Below are 20604 nucleotides of genomic sequence, written 5' to 3' on the forward strand. Positions count from 1 at the left end.
CCGTGATCGATATCAACGACACCGTCATGCAGTTCCTCCTCGTCTTCGTGGTGGCCGCGCCGCTGCTCGGTTCGGCCGCCGCGCTGCTGCCCGCGCCCCCCGGCCTCCGGGGCTCCTCACCGGACCAGGCCGTACTCCGCCACGGCGTGACCGTCACCGGCGCCGTACTCGCCGCGGCCCTGGTCCTCGCGGCGGGCTTCGACCACGGCGAACCGGCGCGGATGCAGGCCACGACCGACCTCAGCTGGATTCCGGCCCTGGGCGTCCGGCTTCACCTCGGTATCGACGGCATCTCTCTCCCCCTCGTCGTCCTGACTGCGCTGCTGACCTTCCTCTGCGCGCTCTACAGCTACTTCAAGCCGCCGTCGGGTCCGTCCCCCAAGGCGTTCGTCGCGCTGCTGCTGGTCCTCGAGTCCGGCACCCTCGCGACCTTCGCCGTACTCGATCTGCTGCTGTTCTTCCTGGCGTTCGAGATGGTGCTCATCCCGATGTACTTCCTCATCGCCCGCTGGGGCGGCGGCCAAAAAGCCGAGGCCGCCTGGAAGTTCATCCTCTACACGCTGCTCGGCTCGGTCGTCATGCTGCTGGGCCTCCTCCTCATCGGCCTGAAGTCCGGCACATTCGACATGGTGGCACTCGCCACTGACAATGGCCGTGGGCTGACCACATCCGTGCAGGTCATCGCGGTTCTGGCGATCGGTGTCGGGCTGGCCGTGAAGACCCCGATGTGGCCGCTGCACAGCTGGCTGCCGGACGCCCACACCGCCGCGCCCACCGTCGGCTCGGTCCTTCTCGCCGGGGTCCTGCTCAAGATGGGCACCTACGGGTTCGTGCGGATCCTGCTGCCCATCGCCCCGGACGGCATGCGGACCTTCGCGCCCTACCTCGCCGCCTTCGCGGTCGTCGGCATCATCTACGGGTCCCTCGCCTGCCTAGCCCTCGCACGGCAGGGCGCGGGCGGCGACCTCAAGCGCCTCATCGCGTACTCGTCCGTCGGCCACATGGGCTTCGTGCTCCTCGGCATCGCCTCCATGACCCCGACCGGAGTCAACGGCGCGCTCTTCGCCAACATCGCCCACGGCCTCATCACCGGCCTTCTCTTCTTCCTGGTCGGCGCGTTGAAGGACCGCACCGGAAGCACCGACCTGGACACCCTCGCCCAGCACGGCGGCGCCGCGCTCTACGGCCGCGCCCCGCGCTTCGGCGGGCTGCTCGCCTTCGGCGCCGTCGCTTCGCTCGGACTGCCCGGACTCGCCGGGTTCTGGGGCGAGATGCTCGCGCTGTTCGGCGCCTTCGACCCCGCCGACGGCCTCAGCCGCCCCGCCTTCCTCACCTTCGTGGCCATCGGCGGCCTCGGCACGCTGCTCACGGCCGCGTATCTGCTGATCGTCGTGCGCCGGGTCTGCATGGGCGCGCGGCCCGAGCCCGACGCGCCGCGACTCGCCGACGTCCAGCGGTACGAGTTCGCCGCCTGGGCCCCGCTCGTCGCCCTCACCGTCCTCGCCGGACTCTGGCCCGCGCTGCTGCTCGGCCTCACCGACCCGGCCGTGCAGCAGCTCCTCGCAGGAGGCAAGGCATGATCGCGCAAGGTCTGATCGCGTACGGCATGGCCGCGCAAGGCCCGATCACGCAGAGCACGACCGCGACGGCCGCTGGCAGCCTCGTACAGTCCGTCGACTGGCTCGCGATCGCGCCACCCGCCATCGCGGCGGCCGTCGGCCTGCTCGTCCTCGTCGTCGACCTGTTCGTCCGCGAGACCCACAAGACCGTACTCGCCTGGATCTCCGTCGCGGGCCTGACCGCCGCGCTCCTGGCGCTGCTGCCGCTGCTCGACGGCGACCGCGCGACCTTCTGCCTGACGACTGACGCGGACGCGTGCAGCTACACCGCCGACCGCTTCACCCTCGTCATCCAACTCCTGGCGCTGGCCGGTGCGCTGCTGACCGCGCTGCTCTCGATCAGCCCCCTCAAGGACAAGCGACTCCCCGCAGGAGAATTCTGGTTCCTGCTGCTCTCCTCGGCCGCCGGGGCCGCGCTGCTCCCCGCGTCCCGCGACCTCGCGACACTCGTCGTCGCCCTGGAGGTCGCCTCGCTGCCCGCGTTCGCGCTCGTCGGTCTCAAGCGCGGCGACCGGCGCTCCTCGGAGTCCGCGCTCAAGTTCTTCCTGTCGTCGGTCACCGCGACCGCCGTCACCCTCCTGGGCGTCAGCTTCGTCTACGCGGCGACCGGCACCCTGCACCTCACCGAGATCGCCGCGCGGCTCACCGAGGTCGACGGCCAGCTCCAGACCCTCGCCCGCGTCGGCGTCGCCCTGACCCTCGTCGGCTTCGCTTTCAAGACCGCGGCCGTGCCCTTCCACTTCTGGGTGCCCGACACGTACATCGGCGCGCCGCTGCCGGTCGCCGCCTACCTGTCCGTCGTCGGCAAGGCCGTCGGCTTCACCGGCCTCATCCTGGTCACCGTCGTCGCGTTCCCCTCGTACGCCGATGTGTGGGGCCCCGCGCTCGCCGTGCTCGCCGCCCTGACCATGACCGTGGGCAATGTCGCGGCCCTGCGGCAGAGCGCCACGCGCGCGTACAGCGCGATCCGCCTGCTGGCCTGGTCGTCGGTCGGGCAGGCCGGGTACCTCCTAGTGCCGATCGCCGCGGCCGGGTACGCGGACACCGCCGCCGACGCCGAGAAGGCCGTCGGCGCCACCGTCGCCTACGCCCTGATGTACGCCGCCGTGAACCTCGGCGCCTTCGCGGTCGCCGCGCTCGTGGCCCGTACGCGCCCGCTGAACCGCGTCGCCGACTACCGCGGTCTGTACGCCACTCGCCCCCTCACCGCGCTCGCGCTCGGCTTCTTCCTGCTCAGCCTGGCCGGACTGCCGCCAGGCATCATCGGCCTCTTCGCGAAGGTCACCGTCTTCTCGGCGGCCGTCGACGCGGGCCTGGGCTGGCTCGCGGTCGTCATGGCGGCCAACGTCGTGATCGCGCTCGTCTACTACCTTCAGTGGACCGCGATCCTGTTCCGCGCACCCGAAGGGGAGCCACGGGAAGCGGAGGCACAGGGGGCGGAAGTACGGGAGGCGGAAGTACGGGAGGCGGAAGCGGGACGGCCACGGCACGCCGTCCCGGCCCCCCTCACCGCGGCCATCGCCCTGACGGCCGTCCTCGGCGTCGTGCTGTCCGGAGCGCCGCAAGTCGTCCTGCGGTTCTCGGCCACCGTGCTGTTCTGACGGTCTCGCCCATCTCACCCGTACGGGCTAGCCACCCCCGGTGCGCACAAGGGAACTAGCGTCCTCCGCCTGGCGTTGACCAGGAAGGGAGGGTCCACTGGAGAGTGGAAACCCGCCAGTGAAGGGTTCCCCACCGGCACCACAGGAGGGCGCACCGTGCACCGCCGCCACAACGGCCTGAAGACTGCCCTGCTCCTCGGGGGGCTGTCCGCGCTCATCCTCGTCATCGGCGGCTTCTTCGGCCGTACGGGCCTGCTCGTCGCCCTCGTCGTCGCCATCGGCACCAACGCGTACGCGTACTGGAACAGCGACAAGCTCGCCCTGAAGGCCATGCGCGCCCGCCCGGTGAGCGAGTTCGAGGCGCCCGCGCTCTACCGGATGGTCCGCGAGCTCTCCACCCAGGCCCGCCAGCCCATGCCCCGGCTGTACATCTCACCCACTGAGGCGCCCAACGCGTTCGCCACCGGCCGCAATCCGCGTAACGCCGCTGTCTGCTGCACTGACGGCATCCTGCGCATCCTGGACGAGCGCGAGCTGCGCGGCGTCATCGGACACGAGCTCAGTCATGTCTACAACCGCGACATCCTGATCTCCTCGGTCGCCGGAGCCCTCGCCTCGGTGATCATGTTTCTGGTGAACTTCGCCTGGCTGATGCCCGGTAGGTCGAACAACAACGGCGGCGGCCCCGGCATACTCGGCATGCTGCTGATCATGCTTCTCGGTCCGCTCGCCGCATCCGTGATCAAGCTGGCCGTCAGCCGCTCCAGGGAGTACGAGGCCGACGCCTCCGGCGCGCAGCTGACCGGCGACCCGCTGGCCCTGGCCAGTGCCCTGCGCAAGCTGGAGGCGGGCGCCAAGCAGCTTCCGCTGCCGCCCGAGCCCAAGATCGAGGCGGCCAGCCACATGATGATCGCGAACCCCTTCCGGCCGGGGGAGGGGATGGCGAAGATGTTCTCGACCCACCCGCCGATGGCCGAGCGCATCAGCCGCCTGGAGCAGATGGCGGGCCGCCAGAAGTGACGCCAGCTCACCGGAACTGACGCCAGCTCACCTGAACTGACGCCAGCTCACCTGAACTGGCGTCAGTTCACCAGGACCCGGCGCGCGCCCCGAACTGCTGATCGGTCGGTACGATCTCGCGCCCCAGCGGCAGCAGCGCCATCGGGACCAACTTCAGGTTCGCCCACCCGAAGGGGATGCCGATGATCGACAGAAACAGCGGGATGCTGGTCAGCACATGCCCGATGGCCAGCCACCAGCCCGCGACGATGATCCAGATCACATTGCCGATCAGCGACCCGGCCCCGGCGCCCGGCTTCTCCACCGTCGTACGCCCGAACGGCCAGAGCACGAACGCGGCGTTCCGCAGCGCGGCGACCCCGAAGGGGATCGTGATGATCAGGACGAAGCAGATGAGCGCCGCCACGGTGTAGGCGATCGCCATCCAGATCCCACAGAAGATCAACCACAGGAGGTTGAGGATCAGATTGATCAGCTTCATAGTCGGTGTCCTCCGTCGTGAACCGCCGCGATAGTCCCCACCACCAGTATCCCGGCTACCCGGTCCGCCGCCGCACCGCGTACGCCACCGCGCCCGCCGCCAGCACCGCGGAGCCCGTCAGCACCGACGACAGCGGCAGCGCGAACGCCAGCACCAGGCACCCGGCGAGCCCCACGACCGGCAGTACGCGCCGGACGCCGGGGCCCAGCGTCCACGCCGAGGCGTTGGCGATCGCGTAGTACACCAGCACCCCGAACGACGAGAACCCGATCGCGCCCCGCACATCCGCCGCCAGCACCACCGCCGCCACCACGGCGCCCACCACCAGCTCCGCCCGGTGCGGCACCTGGAACCGCGGATGCACGGCGGCCAGCGGGCGCGGCAGATGCCCGTCCCGCGCCATCGCCAGCGACGTCCGCGACACGCCCAGGATCAGCGCGAGCAGCGACCCGAGCGCCGCCACCGCCGCGCCCACCCGCACCACCGGCACCAGCCCCGGCGCTCCCGCCGCCCGCACCGCGTCGGCGAGCGGCGCCGTCGCCCCCGCGAGCCCGCCCGTGCCCAGCACGGACAGCACCGCCACCGCGACCGCCGCGTACACCGCCAGCGCGATCCCGAGGGCCAGCGGAACCGCCCGCGGAATCGTCCGCTCCGGGTCCCGTACCTCCTCGCCCAGGGTCGCGATCCGCGCGTACCCCGCGAAGGCGAAGAACAGCAGCCCGGCGGCCTGCAACACCCCGCCCGCACCGCCGTACGCCCCCGAGTCCAGCCGCGCGAACTCCGCGCTCCCCGAACCCAGGCACACCGCGACCACCGCCGCGAGCACCGCGAGCACCACGGTCACGATCGCCCGTGTCAGCCAGGCCGACTTCTGCACACCCCCGTAGTTCACGGCGGTCAGCGCCACCACCGTGGCCACCGCCACCGCCTGGGCCTGCCCCGGCCAGACGTACGCCCCGACCGTCAGCGCCATCGCCGCGCAGGAGGCCGTCTTGCCGACGACGAACGCCCACCCGGCCAGGTACCCCCAGAACTCCCCGAGCCGCTCGCGCCCGTACACATACGTCCCACCCGACGCCGGATACCGCGCCGCCAACCGCGCCGACGCCGTCGCGTTGCAGTACGCGACCATCGCGGCCACCGCGAGCCCGAACAGCAGCCCCGACCCGGCGGCGTCCGCCGCGGGCCCCAGCGCCGCGAAGATCCCGGCCCCCAGCATCGACCCGAGACCGATCAGCACGGCATCCGAGACGCCCAGCGTCCGCCGCAGTTCCTGTGCCATACGCCGCACCCTACTGATGCGCGCGGCCCCCGACGGAAGGGGCGGGCCCCACCGGGATGCCCGCCCCACCAGCTGTTCAGCCCACCGTCAGCGGTAGTTCACGAACTTCCCCCGTGATCCTCTGACCTGCGATCTTGCGCCGGAAGGGCCCGTGACGTGCGAAAACTACGTTCAGTAGTTGCCGCCGTTTTCCGGGCCCTTCCTGGCCCTTGTGCCCTGGCTGTGCCCTCGGGCACAGGGGCGCACCGCTGGTTTTCCAGGCGTCGGGCAGGGCGCACCGCCACCGGTTCGACGCCGGGCCGACCGGCCGAGCAGGACCGGACTCCGTAACCTCCCTTCCCTGCCCTGGGCATGGGTACCGTTCTGGGAGACAGGCCCGAACGGATGGAGCCCCGATGCCCTGCCGACCGCATGAGCACATCAGGCCCGCCGCAGCTTGGGGGGTGCGCTGATGTTGGAGGAAGCCGAGGAGATCGGCCGCCGCGCACGCCGGGCGCGGCTGCGCCTGGGGATGCCGCAGGCGGACCTCGCCGCAGCCCTGGGGAAGTCTCAGGGGTGGGTGTCCAAGATGGAACGCGGACAGATCGAGATAGACCGCGTGGGGTTGCTCAACCTCATCGCCGCCGAGTTGCACGTACACCCCAACGACCTGATCGGGCGCCCGTACACGAGCAGTCCGGCCGAGAATCAATGGCAGGTGGCAGCAGCCTCGATCCTGCGGGAGCTGCGCCGCTACGACCTCACGCCGGTATTCGACGGCACGCCTCGGCCCTCGGGTGAGCTGTGGCGGGACATGACGCGCCTTCACCGGCTACGGGATACGGCGTCGAACGTCGCGATTCTGCGCGTCCTGCCCGACCTGTTGCGCGAGGCCCGGGCGCTCGCCGAGGCCACCACCGGGCACGAACGTGAGGAGGCGTACGCGGTCTACGCGGTCGCCTGCAAGTTCGCCCACACCGCCGCGCACTCGCTCGGGCATCCCGAGCTGATCGCCATGGCCGCCGAGCGTGCCGTGTGGTCCGCCCGCCTGTCCGGCGATCCCGTCATGCCCTCGCTCGCCGACTGGATGCGGGTCTGGGACATGTGGGCCACCGCCGATTGGGCCGACTCACTCGCCCTGTCGGACAAGGCCATTGCGAGCCTTCAGGCGGACTACGACCGCGGCGACCCGCTCGCGGTCCGCATGTGGGGCTCACTCCAGCTCCGGGCCGCCGTGTCAGCCGCGCGCGGGGGACGGCCGTCCGAAGCCGAGGACCGCGTCAGCCACGCGCGCGACGCCGCCGACCGTATGCGCTACTACCAAGGGCCACCGGTCTACGACCGCCACTCTGTGACGTTCTCGCCCGGCAACGTCCAGATTCACGCGATCAGCGTCGCCCTAGAGACTGGCGAGCAGTCCAAGGCACTCGCCATAAACCGCCGCACAAGCCCCGAGTTGGTCGCCGCACTCCCCAACTCCCGTCAAGGGCACCATCACATGGACCTCGCCCGAGCCTGGCTGTGGGATGGCAGCCGGGACAAGGCACTCGCCGAGCTGGAGACCGCCGAGCGGATCGCCCCCCAGCTCGTACGTAACCACCCGATCGCCCGCTCGACGCTCCGGAGCATCGTCTACGCCGAGCGCGCGGCGACGCGCGAGAAGCTGCGCCGCATGTCCGACCGCTTCCACCTCGACGGATGAGGGTCGTATTCCTCTGATTCATATTGGCCCCCTGACGTGCTCCTAGCGTCGGGGACATGACGCGACGAGCAGCACCTCATCTCCCTTGCCAGGGAGCAGAGTTAGGCACAGCGGCCCCGTTCTACCCACGGCTCGGCGACCTCGCCCGCGACACCGCCCGAGACGGACGGATCGGCGTCGTCGTCGCCCTGCCCGGCGAGGGGAGACGGACGTACCACCTCCGCCCGCCCGGCGGCGGTGACGAGTGGTCCGCCCCCGCCGACGGTGCCGCGCTGGCGCCGGTACCAGCGCAGGTCACTCATGTCACGCCGCAGAAGCGTGACGTGGTCTATGACCACCGGGCGCAGCAGGGCGCCTTGCCTGTCCAGGTCCACTACGAGGACGGCGGGACGAGCGAGGCCGTGCTCATCCTCACGCCCGGCCAACTGGAGCTGTACGCCTATCAGGTCGGGCTCATCATCGAGCAGCGCGACAAGGCGCGCGAGGGCAGGCTGTGAGCGCCCGCCACGCGTCCGCCCGCGCAGGGCGGATCTCCGACCCCCTGGGCGTGTTCATGGGCTGGCTGTGGGCCCTCGGCACGGCCGCCGGGTTCCTCTGCCTCGGCGTGCTCGTTGGCGACGACCTCGACGGCCAAGCCGCGATCGGGCCCGCGCTGGCCTCCCCCGACTACGCCCCCGCGGCGGCGTAGAACTCCCCGCCCGCCCGGACGATCCGGGCTCCCCCCTGCCCGGGCGGGCGGGGTCCACCGCGGCCAAGGTCGCTCTACTCGGGCCCCCGCGGTGCCGTACGACGCACGTCCGATGCACCACCGACTCAAGGAGGCAAGGAACGTGACCACCACGCAGAAGCGTCCCGCGACCGACGCGCGGACGCTGATCAGTGCCGAACTGCGGGCAACGCTCGTATCCAACATGCGCGACAAGTTCCCCGAGCTGACCGAGGAGAAGGCAGACCGCGGCGTCGGGCAGATGCTCGCGTTCGTCGCGGCGAGCGCGTACAGCGAGGAGCCGCTGAGCCCGTCGCCGCTAGTGGATGACTTCTGGCACGCCTTCCTGCTCCACACCAGGGCGTACCAGACGTTCTGCGAGCAGGCGTTCGGCGCGTTCGTACACCATCAGCCGGGCTTCCTCAACCGGGACGAGCACGGCGGCGGCAAGGCACTGCGCACCCGGACCGTCGACGCGATCACCCTGGCCGGGTACGAGATCGACATGGCGTTCTGGCCCGAGCTGGACCTCGCGCAGTGCTCGCAGTGCCATGCGAACTGCCACGACAGCCCGAAGCTCGCCTGACGCTCGACGCGTCCCCGCGCCGGTCTCCGGTCTGTGCCACGCTGTGGCCGGACCGGGGGCCGGTTCCGTTCGTCCGACCGACCAACCCAGGAGAGCGCGGGTGGACCGCACCGCATGGCACGACCTACCGCCCGACGTCCGGCGCGCCGTCGAGAGCCGCACGGGGCCGGTAGAGCATGCGGAGACGGCCAGCCATGGCGTGATGTCCCGCCTCGCCTGCACCGTGCACGCCCGCTCCGGGCGGACGTTCGTCAAGGGCACGCGGCTCGACGACCCTTCGGCGTGGGTGTACCGGCATGAAGCGCGCGTCACACGGCATGCGCCGCTCGCGCCCCGCGTGCTGTGGGAGGTCGAGGCGGGCGGGTGGCTGCTCGTCGGGTACGAGCACGTCGACGGCCGACACCCCGACCTCGCTCCCGGCTCGGGCGACCTCGGCCCCCTGGTCTGTACGCTCACGGCCACATCCGAGGCGCCATGGCCCGAGGCCGTACGCAAGAAGCCGCTGCACACACGGTGGGCCGACTTCCTGCCTGCGGACGTCCCGCCCGGGCTGCAAGGGCGCTCCCTGGCCCACACGGACATGTCGCCGCTGAACATGCTGGTCACCGCCGACGGCCAACTACGCCTGCTGGACTGGGCGCTCGCCTGCCCCGCACCCGCGTGGGCCGACACGGCGTTCGCGGTGCTGCGGCTCATCTACGCCGGGCACTCCGCCGACCAGGCCGAGGCGGTCGCCCGGCAGGTTCCCGCGTACCGCCGCGCCGATCCGGCCGACGTCTCGACGTTCGCGCGCACTGTGCTCGCCGCATGGGAGACCAGGGAACGGACGGACCCTCTGCCGCACCGGGCCGCGCTTACGGCCGCTGCTCGGTCATGGGCCGCGCACCGCGGACTCATCAGGGCGTGAGGCGGGCGCGCCCCCGCGCGCGTAGGGCGTAGCGACCGGTCGCGGACGTTGCGCACCACCTCGCGTGCACGGGCAGTGCCGAGGCAGCGGGGCACGGCCGATTGTCAGTGGGGGGCGGTATTCGCGCGCGCCCCCGCGCGCAAGGTCACGACCGGTCGCGGTGCGACATTCCGTGGTGTGACGGGGGACGGCGGGGACGCAGGGGACGCCGTTTCCGGCTTCCCCTCTATGCCCCTTCCTTCCCTTCTGACTGAGACAGAGGGGAAGGGGTCCGGGAGCGTCCCCCGCGTCCCCCACGCCGGTCGGTGCGCCCGTTCCCTCCGCATGATCGGGTTCTATGGGGGACGGCTCGCGATGCCGCGCGCGTCCCCTGGGCGTCCCCGACGCGTCCCCCGGACAAACAAGCGCCCCGGGCGGCGAGTGTGCCGTACCGGGGCGCGTAGGGGGTGGAGTGTCGGGGCGGGTCATGACGGCGGGGCATAGGTGACGGCCCATACCTTGCCGTTCTTGTTGCTGCCCGAGGCGCGGGCCACATGGATACCGCGGGAGCGGAGCGCGGGGGCGACCTGGCGAATGCGGGCGCTGAGGACGGCGGGCGTCTTGGGCCAGCCGTCGGCGAGGCCGCGTCCGTCGCTGCCGAGTTGCCGGTGTAGCTCGGCCATGGTGCCTTGCCACCCTCCGGGCGGGAAGGCGGGCGCGGTGGTCCACTCACGCAGTGCGGCGGCGACCAGGTGACCGTCGAGGACGGCGTCGTTCAGCGCGTCTTGCGCCCCGGTGAACGCGTCGAGGCTGCGCCAGCCGGTGACGCGGTCGAGGGCATGCAGCAGCTCGGCGAAGTCGGCCATACGCGGGCGCTCGGTCAGCTCGGCGGCGGCGTGAGGGAGGTCGGCCCACACCTCGGCGGCGAGGTCGAGCAGCGCGCCGAGGATGCGCGGGTGCGCCTGCTCGTACACGGCCCACAGGTCACCCGCGGTGCGCCGCTTGTGGCGGGGGATGGGCTGGAGTTCGAGCGGCAGCATGCGCTCGGCGAGGTCGTTGCGCAGAGCCCCGAGGTCGATGCCGGTGAGCAGTACGGGCCGCTGGTAGACCAGCACGTTCACGTCGTCATCGGTGTACAGGGCGCGGGTCACCTGCGCGTCACCGGTCACGATGCGGCACAGGGCATCCGACAGCCAGCCGGGCAGGCCCGAGAGGTTGTCCAGGGCGAGCACCCAACCGGCGGCGGTGGTCGGCCCGAGGTCGCGCAGGTTCTCGGGCGCCTGGCGCAGCGGCGCGCGGGGGCCCTCGATGACCCCGGCGAGCATCTGCCCCGACGTGCTCTTGCCCGTGCCCTGCTCGCCCGTGAGGTAGGCGACCGGACGCGGCATGCCGGGGCGCAGGGCCGCGAGCAGCCAGCCGACGGCGAGCGGCAGCGTCTCGCGCGTAAACGGCAGCAGCGCGGCGAACTCCTCGATACCCGCACGCCACCCGCCCGGTACGCGGTCCGGGCGCGGCAGGGGGCGCACGAGTCGACTGCGCCGCCACACGGGCCCGGCCTCGACGTCCGGGTACGTGAGCGTCCAGCCGTCCGGGGCGAGGCGTACCGACTGCCCGTCGGGGTGGCCGAGGTCGAGCCACGTAACGGCGGTGTGGTCCGGGTCGGCGGCGATGCGCAGCGGCAGCTCGACCTCGGGGGCGTTCATAGCGAGCGCGTCGAGGGCGCCGAGGGCGTCGGCGAGCGCGGACTGCGAAGGGGTGCGGTTCTGCTCGGTGACGTACGCGCGGATGAGGTGCTGTCGCAGGCTGCCCGTTCCGGTGTGGGCGGTGGCGCGCAGTGGCACGGCGACGGGTGGGCCGTCGTATGGGACGGCGTACGAGGCGCCGTTGTGGTGCAGGTACCGGAAACGGTTCTGTCCGAGCACGCGCAGCACCTCGGCCTGCGGTGGCCGCTGGTCCTGCTTCGGGGCGCGCGGCTGCTCCCCGTTCGCTTCCGGTCGGCGGAAGGGGACGACGGAGCGCGCGGCGGCGGTCGGGTTGAAGGTGGGGGCCTGGGTCACGCGGCGGCCCCGGTCAGGGTGCGCGGGTGCCGCTCGCCCGCGGCCAGTCCCGAACGGATCGCGGCGGCGGCCTCGCGCTCGGGCAGTCCCGCATGCCGGGCGGCATCGGCGAGGACGTCGGCGACTTGGGCGAGGTCGAGGCGCCCCGCGCCGCACAGTGTGCCGAGGTTGTACGCGGCGCGGTTAAGGGTGTCGTTACGGGTGCCGGACGGCGCCTCGGCGACTACGCGCAGCTCGGCCTCGACGGCGGCGGACACGTACCCGCTCCCCATCGTGCGCGGGTGCCAGGGCAGGACAATACGGGGCCGCTCGGGGCGTACGCGGTGCCCGGTGCGGTCAAGGTCCCGGGCTAGCCACACGGGCAGCTCGGCGACCGTGCGGCAGTCCCCGAGCACGGTGTACGCGCCGCTGTGGGTGACCGTGCCCGGGGCGACGGCGTACGAGGCTCCGGCGCGCACGTCCAACTGCCAGCCGAGCGCGCCAGCCTGCGGGCGCCACTGTGTACCGGCGGGCGCCCGGAACCAGTAGTGCACTCCGCCCGAAGGGGTGCGCACGGTGAGCGTTTCCGGTGCGCAGCCGGGCAGGGTGGCGCGGCGCGCCTCGACGAGCAGCGCGAGCACGTCACGGCCGTCGAGGACGCTGCCCGGGGCAATGTCGTCAAGCAACTCGACGCCGGGCAGCAGCCGCTCGGGGTCGCTCGGCACGTCCCCGCCGTGACAGTCGACGTCGAGGATCACGAGCCCAGACGTCCCGGCGGCGACACCGACCCCGGCGGCGGGCGTGCGCGCCCACCATGCGGCGATCCGGTCGGCGTCGGTAGTGGCGGCGAGGACTCCGTGACAGGCGCGCCCCTCGGAGAGGCACAGGCAGGCGCGCCCGTCGTGCTCGACGTACGCGGGATTTGGGCGCTCGGCCGTGCCCGGCGAGCAGCGGTCGCAGCCGCGTACCGGTACCTTCAGCCCCGGGGCGAGCGGGTGCACCGCGTAACCCTGAGCAGCCAGCCACAGGGCTACGCGCAGCGGATCGGGAGTGGTGGGGGAGGGCAAGGTGTCACCGCCCCAGCAGCACGGCCAGCACGCCCGAAACAGCGGCGAGGCCGTACGGGTCGGTGCCGTGCACCTGGTAGCCGGAGCAGTCGGCCAGGGCCGCTGCGAGTCCGCGCGCGGTGTGGTCGGCGATCTCGCGCGCGTCGCCGATGACGACGCGGGCGCGCAGGCCCGGGGGCGTGGGCGTGAGCCCGCCGTACTCCCGGGTCGGGTCGGGCAGGACCGCCCACCCGTGCCAGACGGGCAGGCGGTAGGTCAGCGTCGGCGGGGCAGTTGAGCGGCGCGGGTGCGTAGTGTGCACGGTGGAGCGTCCTTCCGAGCGGGCCGGGTGGTGAGAGCCCCGGTACCGCTGGTGATCACTGGCGAAGTGGCAGGCGAGGGCGTTCGGGCCGTCGGCGTTGGCGCGCCGACGGCCTTTGTGTGCGCTGTGGTCGAGCGGGGCGCGCATCACGCGGCGTCTATCGCTTGCTCGTCGAGCCACCTCTCGATGTCCTCCCACCGGGCGCGCAGGTGACGGCCGACCTTGATCAAGCGGGGGCCGCCCCCGCGGTGGCTCCACTGGTAGACGGTCGCGAGCGGCACGCCGCAGTAGTCGGCGAGTTCGCGGGCGGTAGCGAGCTTGCGGCGGTCCGAGGTGGTGACGCTGGAGAGCGGGGCGCGAGGCACGGTGTTCGACTCCTCTAGTTGAAGCGTTATGAATTCGTGCTCTCGAAACTTAGCGATCTTCCGCACCCGTGTCCAGCGGAATGTACTGTTGCGCTCCATGGAGCGAAGTGATGGCAAGGAACGAGCACCGGAGGGCGGGCCCGTGGCGGGCAACTCCGCCCCCGCCGCGGATGACCAGGAGCGTTGGGCACGCGCCCTGTCGCAGGCCCCCACCTTCAGTGAAGCGATCGGGAAGCGGCTCCAGAGCGTGCGGGAGGACGCGGGCCGCACTGCGGAAGACGTGGCGCGCACCGCGCAGCAACTCGGCCTCTCGTGGCACAGGCCGACTGTCGGTCAGATCGAGCGGGGGCGCCGCGCGCTCTCCGCTGTCGAGTTGGTCATGCTGCCGCTCGTCTACGGGCGCCCGCTAGGTGACCTGTTGCCCGAGGGGACCGTGTGGCTGACGTCCGAGGTCGGTGTCTACGAGCGCGAGGTACGCCGCGTGCTCGGCGGCGACCACAATCCGAGTTCTCGCGCGCTGCACGCCCCCGGCGGCTGGCATGTGAAGGGCGTCAGCGATCAGACGGCAGAAGAGACCGCCCGTCGAACGGCACAGGCGTTGGCCTACATGGAAGCGAACTCTCCATGGCCGCCCAACGCCCAACTGCGCTATACGCAGGACAGGCCCGACGACGCGGAGACCAAAGCGGCGAAGCGGATCGGCACCACTCCGCATTACGTCGCGTACGCCGCGCGCGAGACCTGGGGGCACGGCCTCGCCGCGGAACGCGAGGCGCGCCTGCGAGAGCGGGGCGAACTGCCGGAAGGAAAGCGCGCGCTCCAGTCCGCGCGTGGCCACATCACACGCTCGCTCGTGGCCGAGCTGGAACCCGTCGTCAAGGCGCACGAGAAGCGGCCCGGCGAGCCGGAACCGCTCGACCACGCAGACATCGGACCCATCAAGGGGAAGGAATCGAATGGCTGAGGTCTACGACAGGTGGCACAAGTCGCGCCCGGGCAAGGACGACAAGGCGTGCGCCGAGCACACCAGCAAGACGCGCAAGCTCGTCCCGAGCGGCGAGCACGGCACGGGCAAGCGGTGGCAAGTCCGTTGGCGCGACGCCAGCGGGAAGCAGCGCAAAGAGAACTTCGACAAGCGCGCCGCGGCCGAGACTCGCGCGGCCACCGTCAAGGCCGACCTCGACCGCGGCCTGTACGTCGACCCCGCCGCGGGCAAGGAGAGCTTCAGGGCCGTCGCCGAGCGGTGGCGGACCTCGGCGGTACACCGGCCGACCACGGCCTCTCGCGTCGAGCGCGGGCTGCGTAATCACGTCTACCCGGCGTTTGGCGACCGCCCGATATCCAGCATCCGGCCCTCGGACGTACAGACCTGGATCAAGGACCGGTCGCAGGTGCTCGCCCCCTCGACGCTGGCCGTGACGTACACCTACCTGATCACGCCAATGCAGACAGCCGTACGTGACCGGATCATCGCGAGTAACCCCTGCGAGGGCGTGCGACTGCCGAGGCAGCGCAAGGCCGAGATCGTGCCGTTGCACGCGGACGCCGTGCGCGCGCTCGTCGACGCGGCCCCCGCCCGCTACCGCGCCCTCTTCCTGCTCGCCGCGTCATCCGGCCTCAGGCAGGGGGAGTTGTTCGGGCTTGAGGTCGACGGCGTCGACTTCCTGCGCCGCGAAGTGACCGTTCGGCAGCAACTCATCGACCCCGAGGAGGGCGAGCCGTACCTCGGCGAGCCCAAGACGCACGAGAGCTACCGCACGGTGCCGCTCACCAAAGCGGCGGTGGACGCGCTGGCCGCGCACCTTGAACGGTTCCCCGCACCCGCAGTGAAGATCGAGGACCGGACCGACCCGCGAAAGCCCCGCCAGCGCACCGCGCGGCTGATCTTCCCCAACCAGGACCGCAAGCCGGTCCGGCGTGGCGCCTGGTCCCATGTATGGGGGAGAACTCGGCGGAGGGCGAACAAGGCGCTCGCCGAGGCGTACGAGCGGGCGCGTACGACGTGGGTTCGCAGCGGGAAACCCGAGGGCGGCGAACCGTCCCGCGTCGAGGCGCCGGACGGCGCCAGCCTGCACGACCTACGGCACTTCTACGCCTCGCTGCTCATCAGGCACCGGGAGAACGTCAAGACGGTGCAGAAGCGGCTCGGCCATGCGAAGCCGTCGATCACCCTCGACACGTACACGCATCTGTGGCCCGATGAGAAGGACACAACGAGAGCGGCGGTCGAGGCTGGCCTCGGCGATGTGCCCCCGTTGTGCCCTGTGAAGTCTGCTTAGCAACGTCCGTGCAGGTCAGACGACTTGATCAGCGGTAGTTCACGAACTGCAGGGCGAAGTCGAAGTCCTGGCCCTTGAGCAGCGCCTGTACGGCCTGCAGGTCGTCCCGGCTCTTGGAGGTGACCCGCAGCTCGTCGCCCTGCACCTGGGCCTTCACGCCCTTCGGGCCCTCGTCGCGGATGATCTTCGCCACCTTCTTGGCGTTCTCCTGGGAGATGCCCTCCTGGATCGAGGCGAAGATCTTGTACTCCTTGCCGGAGACCTGCGGCTCGCCGGCGTCCAGGGCCTTCAGCGAGATCCCGCGCTTGACCAGCTTGGACTGGAAGACGTCGAGGATCGCCTTGACCCGCTCCTCCGAATTCGCCTCCATCAGGATCTTCTCGCCGGACCAGGCGATCGAGGCGCCCACGTTGCGGAAGTCGTAGCGCTGGGAGATCTCCTTGCCAGCCTGGTTGAGGGCGTTGTCGACCTCCTGCCGCTCGACCTTCGAGACGATGTCGAAACTGGAGTCGGCCATGTCCTGTGGCTCCTTGTAGCTCGGGGGTTCGGGGTTCAAAGCCTAGCCACCCCCGCGCGCGCCGGTGCCCGGTAAACCGGGTGGCGAAGCACCCCTGTGCATCAGGTATTGTTTACGTCGTTGCCAGGGAGATCCGCCGCAGAGCGGGGCTCCACGGCGGCAAACCCGGCGGTGTGCCCGAGCGGCCAAAGGGAGCAGACTGTAAATCTGCCGGCTCAGCCTTCCCAGGTTCGAATCCTGGCGCCGCCACACGGAAACAAAGGGCCCTTGGCCTGCGACTGACGCAGGCCAAGGGCCCTTTGTCATGCGGTTCGGCTCAGGCGAGTTCGAGTGGACGCGCCGCCGCCTGGCCGAGGGCGGCAGGGCGTCGTCCTCGCCGGGCTCGCCGGGCACGCCGTCAGTTGCCCGCGATGTCCTTCATCGCGACCGGGATCGGCGTCGTGCCGCTGATCAGCTCCAGGGTCAGGCCCGCCGCCCCCGGCGTGTCCAGCAGTTCCGCGATCGCCATCGCCACGTCGTCGCGGGGGATCGGGCCGCGGCCGGTCGACGCCTCCAGGCGGACCAGGCCGGTGCCGGGGTCGTCCGTCAGCAGGCCGGGGCGCAGGATCGTCCAGTCGAGGCCCTCGCGGGCGCGGAGGTCGGCGTCGGCCTCGCCCTTGGCGCGCAGATAGGCGTCGAAGACCTCGTCACCCGGACGGGACGGGCTGGCGCCCATCGCGGAGACCGCGATGTACCGGCGTGCCCCGGCCCGTTCCGCGGCCTCGGCGAACAGGACCGCGGCCGCCCGGTCCACGGTGTCCTTGCGTCCGGTCCCGCTGCCGGGGCCCGCACCGGCCGCGAAGACGGCCGCGGTGGCGCCCTGGAGATGGGCCGCGACCTCTTCGGCCGTGGCCGACTCCAGGTCGCACAGGACGGGTTCGGCGCCGGCCTCCCGTAGGTCGTCGCCCTGGCCGGGGTCGCGGATCAGGCCCGCGACCTCGTAGCCCCGCGCGCTGAGCAGCCGCTCAAGGCGCAGTGCGATCTGTCCGTGTCCGCCCGCGATGACAATGCGCATGCCTCCGACCGTACGCCGGGTCGGGCGGCCGCGCCGCGCAACCTCGAACGCGCCCTCACGGCGAGGCGTTTCACGCTACGCGCGCGTCCGTTCAGGACGGGCCGGTGCTCTTCGCGCGGCCCTGCCGGGGCAGGTCGAGGGCCACCGCGACCGCGGAGTCGCAGTACTCGCGCACCGCACTGGTCCGCGCCACCACCCGCCCCTGATGCACCACGATCCGGCTGTACGCGAGTGACAGCGCCCCCGCGAGACCCTCGCCGCGCACGGCCAGCAGCTCGGCCGGGAAACCGGCCGCCACGCGCACCTCGGGCAGCCCCAGCGCCTCCCGTGCCGCCGAGCTGACCGCGCCGTACGCCGCGTCGGGCGCGAGCCCGTGCTGCGCGGCCAGCAGATACGCGGCCTCCAGCGGATCCCCGCGCCCCACCGGATTCGCCGCGTCCCGCAGCGCGCCGCTGCCCGCCGCCACCCGCACCCCGGCGGCTCGCAGCAGCCGTACGGGCGCCGTCGTCATCCCGCGCCCGGCCAGCCCCCCGCAGTCGCCCTGTGGCAGGCAGACCACCGACACCCCGGCCGCGGCGAGCGCCTCGGCGGTACGGGACGCCAGCTCGGCAGGCGCCCTGCCGAGCTGGCCGCACGGCCCGACCGCCACCCGCGGCCGCAGCCCGCCCGCCATCTCCGCGAACCGCGCGAGCCACGCCGGATCGTCGCCGCCGGTGTGCAGGTCGACCGCGCAGCCGTGCTCGGCCGCGAGCTCCAGGACCACCGCCGCGTACCCGGCCGGGTCGGGATCGAGGTCGGGGCGGCCGCCCACCACACCGGCGCCCATCCGGACCGCGTCCCGCAGCATCGCGCGCCCGTCGGCGCCCGCCGCCCCGGTCAGCAGCCGGGGCACCGCGACGGCCGTCAGGCCGGCGAGCCCGCGCAGCGACCGGCGCGCCTGGAGCACCGCCTCCAGCGCGCCCAGCCCCGCCGCGTCACCGACTCCGACGTGCGAGCGCTGGGCTGTGGCGCCGTGTCCGAGCTGGAGCAGCGCGGCCTCGGTGGTACGCCGCTGGACCTCCAGGCCGTCGTACGAGACAGGACCCGCCGCGGAAGCGGCTGGCACCGCGTCGGCGGCCGCGCCCGCGGAGAGCGCCGTTTCGCTGTGCGCGTGCGGCTCCGCGGGCGCGGGCAGCAGCAGATAGCCGTCGAGGTTCACGCGCGCGGTGTGCGTGGTGCGCGCGGTGAGGCTGCCCGCGGTCCCGACCGCCTCGACCCGCCCGTGGCCGAGCCGTACGTCCACGGTCCTGCCGTCGGTGAGCCGGGCCCCGCAGAGCAGCAGCGAGTGGGCGTCGTCGGGGGTCTCGTCACGGCGCGGCGGCTGCGGCTGGCTGTCGGGCATCGCGCTCCTGAGGCTGGAGACCGAGGGCTGGGGACTGGAAGGTGGGGACCACGGTGGCCACGGCAAGATCACGTAGCTGACGCGAGCCTAGGACGCGGGGCGGTCCGCTTCGGGGAAGTCCGGGGAGTAGCCCGAATAGTCATACCGGCGGAGGGCGTCCGGCGCGGGGCCGATACGGGATCCGATACGGGATCCGGTACGGGGTCCGATACGGGAGCGGCGGGTGGGGTTGCCCGCCCGAACGGACTTGGGTAAACGGATTTGGGGAACCGGTGGCCGACCGTGTAATGTCTTCATCGCTCGCCCCAATAGCTCAGTCGGCAGAGCGTCTCCATGGTAAGGAGAAGGTCAACGGTTCGATTCCGTTTTGGGGCTCTGATGTGCGGCACCCTCACCTCCCGGTGAGGGACCCCGCATCAAAGCGGTGTAGCTCAGTCGGTAGAGCAAGCGGCTCATAATCGCTGTGTCACCGGTTCAAGTCCGGTCACCGCTACGAACAGTAGCCGATTGTGGGGTCGGTCCTCCGGTCGGCTACTCTTGTCTGCGTTCATCCGTCCATCCGTCCGTCAAGGAGCACTCACGTGGCTGCCACCGACGTCCGCCCGAAGATCACGCTGGCCTGCGTGGAGTGCAAGGAGCGGAACTACATCACCAAGAAGAACCGGCGCAACAACCCGGACCGTCTTGAGATGAAGAAGCACTGCCCGCGTTGCAACGCGCACACCGCGCACCGCGAGACGCGCTGAAACAGGCTCGTACGCGAGGCCGTCCCCTTTTGCGGGGGCGGCCTCGCGTCGTTTTGTCACATCGACTCTGCTGTAGGAGGTGCCGAGCACATGGCGCTCGACCAGTCCTTCGTCGGGCGGACCTACCCGCCCACCGACCCTTATGAGGTCGGGCGCGAGAAGATCCGTGAATTCGCGGAGGCGGTGGGGGACGCCAACCCCGCCTACACCGACCCGGACGCCGCCAAGGCGCTCGGCTACCCGGATGTGATCGCCCCGCCGACCTTCGTCTTCGCGATCGCCTTCAAGGCCGCGGGCGAGGTCATCGCGGACCCGCGGCTGGGCCTGGACTACAGCAGGGTGGTGCACGGCGACCAGAAGTTCGCGTACACCCGCCCGGTGCGCGCGGGGGACCGGCTGACGGTCACCTCGACCATCGAGGCGATCAAGTCCATGGCGGGCAACGACATCCTGGACATCCGCGGTGAGGTCCACGACGAGACGGGCGAGCATGTGGTGACCACCTCCATCAAGCTCGTGGCGCGCGCGGCCGAGGAGGCGTGACGATGGCAGCGAAGATCTCCTATGACGACGTCGAGGTCGGCACCGAGCTGCCGGCCCAGGCATTCCCCGTGACGCGCGCGACGCTCGTGCGGTACGCGGGCGCGTCCGGCGACTTCAACCCGATCCACTGGAACGAGAAGTTCGCGCGTGAGGTCGGGCTGCCGGACGTCATCGCGCACGGCATGTTCACCATGGCCGAGGCGGCCCGCGTGGTGACCGACTGGGTCGGCGATCCGGGCGCGGTGGCCGAGTACGGCGTGCGCTTCACCAAGCCGGTCGTCGTCCCGAACGACGACGAGGGCGCGGTCATCGAGGTCAGCGGCAAGGTCGCGGCCAAGCTGGACGACAACCGGGTGCGTGTCGACCTGACCGCGATGAGCGCGGGCCAGAAGGTCCTCGGCATGGCCCGCGCGGTCGTGCAGCTCGCCTGACGGCGGCGGACGGACGGCAGGC

The 20604-nt window shown here is 71.7% G+C and carries 22 protein-coding genes and 3 tRNA genes; 16 read left to right on the forward strand and 9 right to left on the reverse strand.

What is annotated here, in order from left to right:
* Positions 1–2: 2 nt before the first annotated feature.
* The 3 genes from ACX6XY_RS15505 to htpX all read left to right on the forward strand — a co-directional run bounded on the left by ACX6XY_RS15505 (position 3) and on the right by htpX (position 4240).
* A complete protein-coding gene (locus ACX6XY_RS15505) occupies positions 3–1580 on the forward strand; it encodes a complex I subunit 4 family protein (RefSeq protein WP_460330591.1) in 1578 nt (525 codons plus the stop codon).
* A gap of 26 nt (positions 1581–1606) precedes the next feature.
* The gene (locus ACX6XY_RS15510) at positions 1607–3220 is read left to right on the forward strand and encodes an NADH-quinone oxidoreductase subunit N (protein WP_460330794.1); all 1614 of its coding nucleotides are present in this window, start codon (positions 1607–1609) and stop codon (positions 3218–3220) included.
* Positions 3221–3376: 156 nt separating this feature from the next.
* A complete protein-coding gene (gene htpX / locus ACX6XY_RS15515; RefSeq protein ID WP_460330592.1) occupies positions 3377–4240 on the forward strand; it encodes a zinc metalloprotease HtpX in 864 nt (287 codons plus the stop codon).
* 67 nt (positions 4241–4307) lie between these two features.
* Here the strand turns inward: htpX and ACX6XY_RS15520 are convergent, their stop codons facing one another.
* Both ACX6XY_RS15520 and ACX6XY_RS15525 read right to left on the reverse strand, forming a co-directional pair.
* A complete protein-coding gene (locus ACX6XY_RS15520) occupies positions 4308–4721 on the reverse strand; it encodes a YccF domain-containing protein (protein ID WP_460330594.1) in 414 nt (137 codons plus the stop codon).
* Between the two features lie 55 nt (positions 4722–4776).
* Positions 4777–6003 carry an APC family permease gene (locus ACX6XY_RS15525; protein WP_460330597.1) on the reverse strand — a complete coding sequence of 409 codons (1227 nt, stop codon included), beginning with the start codon at positions 6001–6003 and terminating at the stop codon, positions 4777–4779.
* 451 nt (positions 6004–6454) lie between these two features.
* Here ACX6XY_RS15525 and ACX6XY_RS15530 point away from each other — a divergent pair, with 451 nt between their 5' ends.
* From ACX6XY_RS15530 to ACX6XY_RS15550, 5 genes are all read left to right on the forward strand, one after another.
* A complete protein-coding gene (locus ACX6XY_RS15530) occupies positions 6455–7684 on the forward strand; it encodes a helix-turn-helix domain-containing protein (protein ID WP_460330599.1) in 1230 nt (409 codons plus the stop codon).
* A 56-nt stretch (positions 7685–7740) separates the two neighbouring features.
* On the forward strand, positions 7741–8181 hold the full coding sequence (locus ACX6XY_RS15535; protein ID WP_460330602.1) for a hypothetical protein: 441 nt from the start codon (positions 7741–7743) through the stop codon (positions 8179–8181).
* Positions 8178–8372 (forward strand): hypothetical protein, encoded by a 195-nt coding sequence (locus ACX6XY_RS15540; protein WP_460330604.1) that lies wholly within the window; start codon positions 8178–8180, stop codon positions 8370–8372. The genes ACX6XY_RS15535 and ACX6XY_RS15540 overlap by 4 nt, the downstream gene beginning before the upstream one ends.
* 142 nt (positions 8373–8514) lie before the next feature.
* A complete protein-coding gene (locus tag ACX6XY_RS15545) occupies positions 8515–8976 on the forward strand; it encodes a glycine-rich domain-containing protein (protein ID WP_460330607.1) in 462 nt (153 codons plus the stop codon).
* A 100-nt stretch (positions 8977–9076) separates the two neighbouring features.
* Complete coding sequence (locus ACX6XY_RS15550) at positions 9077–9883, forward strand: phosphotransferase family protein (protein ID WP_460330610.1); 807 nt, start codon at positions 9077–9079, stop codon at positions 9881–9883.
* A 464-nt stretch (positions 9884–10347) separates the two neighbouring features.
* Here the strand turns inward: ACX6XY_RS15550 and ACX6XY_RS15555 are convergent, their stop codons facing one another.
* The 4 genes from ACX6XY_RS15555 to ACX6XY_RS15570 form a co-directional block, all read right to left on the reverse strand.
* Complete coding sequence (locus ACX6XY_RS15555) at positions 10348–11919, reverse strand: hypothetical protein (RefSeq protein ID WP_460330613.1); 1572 nt, start codon at positions 11917–11919, stop codon at positions 10348–10350.
* The gene (locus tag ACX6XY_RS15560) at positions 11916–12899 is read right to left on the reverse strand and encodes a bifunctional DNA primase/polymerase (RefSeq protein WP_460330615.1); all 984 of its coding nucleotides are present in this window, start codon (positions 12897–12899) and stop codon (positions 11916–11918) included. The genes ACX6XY_RS15555 and ACX6XY_RS15560 overlap by 4 nt, the downstream gene beginning before the upstream one ends.
* A 70-nt stretch (positions 12900–12969) precedes the next feature.
* Positions 12970–13413 (reverse strand): hypothetical protein, encoded by a 444-nt coding sequence (locus tag ACX6XY_RS15565; protein ID WP_460330617.1) that lies wholly within the window; start codon positions 13411–13413, stop codon positions 12970–12972.
* Positions 13413–13631: a helix-turn-helix transcriptional regulator gene (locus ACX6XY_RS15570; protein WP_460330620.1), complete on the reverse strand. Its 219-nt coding sequence runs from the start codon at positions 13629–13631 to the stop codon at positions 13413–13415. Before ACX6XY_RS15570 ends, ACX6XY_RS15565 begins: the two co-directional genes overlap by 1 nt.
* Before the next feature lie 142 nt (positions 13632–13773).
* Here ACX6XY_RS15570 and ACX6XY_RS15575 point away from each other — a divergent pair, with 142 nt between their 5' ends.
* Together ACX6XY_RS15575 and ACX6XY_RS15580 are read left to right on the forward strand one after the other, a co-directional pair.
* The gene (locus ACX6XY_RS15575) at positions 13774–14595 is read left to right on the forward strand and encodes a helix-turn-helix domain-containing protein (RefSeq protein WP_460330623.1); all 822 of its coding nucleotides are present in this window, start codon (positions 13774–13776) and stop codon (positions 14593–14595) included.
* Positions 14588–15910: a tyrosine-type recombinase/integrase gene (locus tag ACX6XY_RS15580; protein WP_460330626.1), complete on the forward strand. Its 1323-nt coding sequence runs from the start codon at positions 14588–14590 to the stop codon at positions 15908–15910. Before ACX6XY_RS15575 ends, ACX6XY_RS15580 begins: the two co-directional genes overlap by 8 nt.
* A gap of 28 nt (positions 15911–15938) precedes the next feature.
* Here the strand turns inward: ACX6XY_RS15580 and ACX6XY_RS15585 are convergent, their stop codons facing one another.
* The gene (locus ACX6XY_RS15585) at positions 15939–16427 is read right to left on the reverse strand and encodes a YajQ family cyclic di-GMP-binding protein (protein ID WP_460330629.1); all 489 of its coding nucleotides are present in this window, start codon (positions 16425–16427) and stop codon (positions 15939–15941) included.
* Positions 16428–16594: 167 nt separating this feature from the next.
* Here ACX6XY_RS15585 and ACX6XY_RS15590 point away from each other — a divergent pair.
* Positions 16595–16676: transfer RNA gene (locus ACX6XY_RS15590), tRNA-Tyr, on the forward strand.
* A 148-nt stretch (positions 16677–16824) separates the two neighbouring features.
* Here the strand turns inward: ACX6XY_RS15590 and ACX6XY_RS15595 are convergent.
* Positions 16825–17481 (reverse strand): NAD(P)H-binding protein, encoded by a 657-nt coding sequence (locus tag ACX6XY_RS15595; RefSeq protein WP_460330632.1) that lies wholly within the window; start codon positions 17479–17481, stop codon positions 16825–16827.
* A gap of 91 nt (positions 17482–17572) precedes the next feature.
* Positions 17573–18862, reverse strand: coding sequence for an amidohydrolase family protein (locus ACX6XY_RS15600; RefSeq protein WP_460330635.1), 1290 nt, complete (start codon positions 18860–18862; stop codon positions 17573–17575).
* Between the two features lie 302 nt (positions 18863–19164).
* On the opposite strand from ACX6XY_RS15600, the gene ACX6XY_RS15605 reads away from it, so the two are divergent.
* From ACX6XY_RS15605 to ACX6XY_RS15625, 5 genes are all read left to right on the forward strand, one after another.
* A tRNA-Thr gene (locus tag ACX6XY_RS15605) sits at positions 19165–19237 on the forward strand.
* A 45-nt stretch (positions 19238–19282) separates the two neighbouring features.
* Positions 19283–19355: transfer RNA gene (locus ACX6XY_RS15610), tRNA-Met, on the forward strand.
* Between the two features lie 88 nt (positions 19356–19443).
* Positions 19444–19608 (forward strand): 50S ribosomal protein L33, encoded by a 165-nt coding sequence (rpmG, locus tag ACX6XY_RS15615; protein WP_003948671.1) that lies wholly within the window; start codon positions 19444–19446, stop codon positions 19606–19608.
* A gap of 90 nt (positions 19609–19698) precedes the next feature.
* Positions 19699–20151, forward strand: coding sequence for an FAS1-like dehydratase domain-containing protein (locus ACX6XY_RS15620; RefSeq protein WP_460330639.1), 453 nt, complete (start codon positions 19699–19701; stop codon positions 20149–20151).
* Between the two features lie 2 nt (positions 20152–20153).
* Positions 20154–20582, forward strand: a complete 429-nt coding sequence (locus ACX6XY_RS15625; protein WP_460330642.1) for a MaoC family dehydratase — start codon at positions 20154–20156, stop codon at positions 20580–20582.
* Positions 20583–20604: the final 22 nt, after the last annotated feature.

It is taken from the genome of Streptomyces sp. O3, assembly GCF_054788135.1.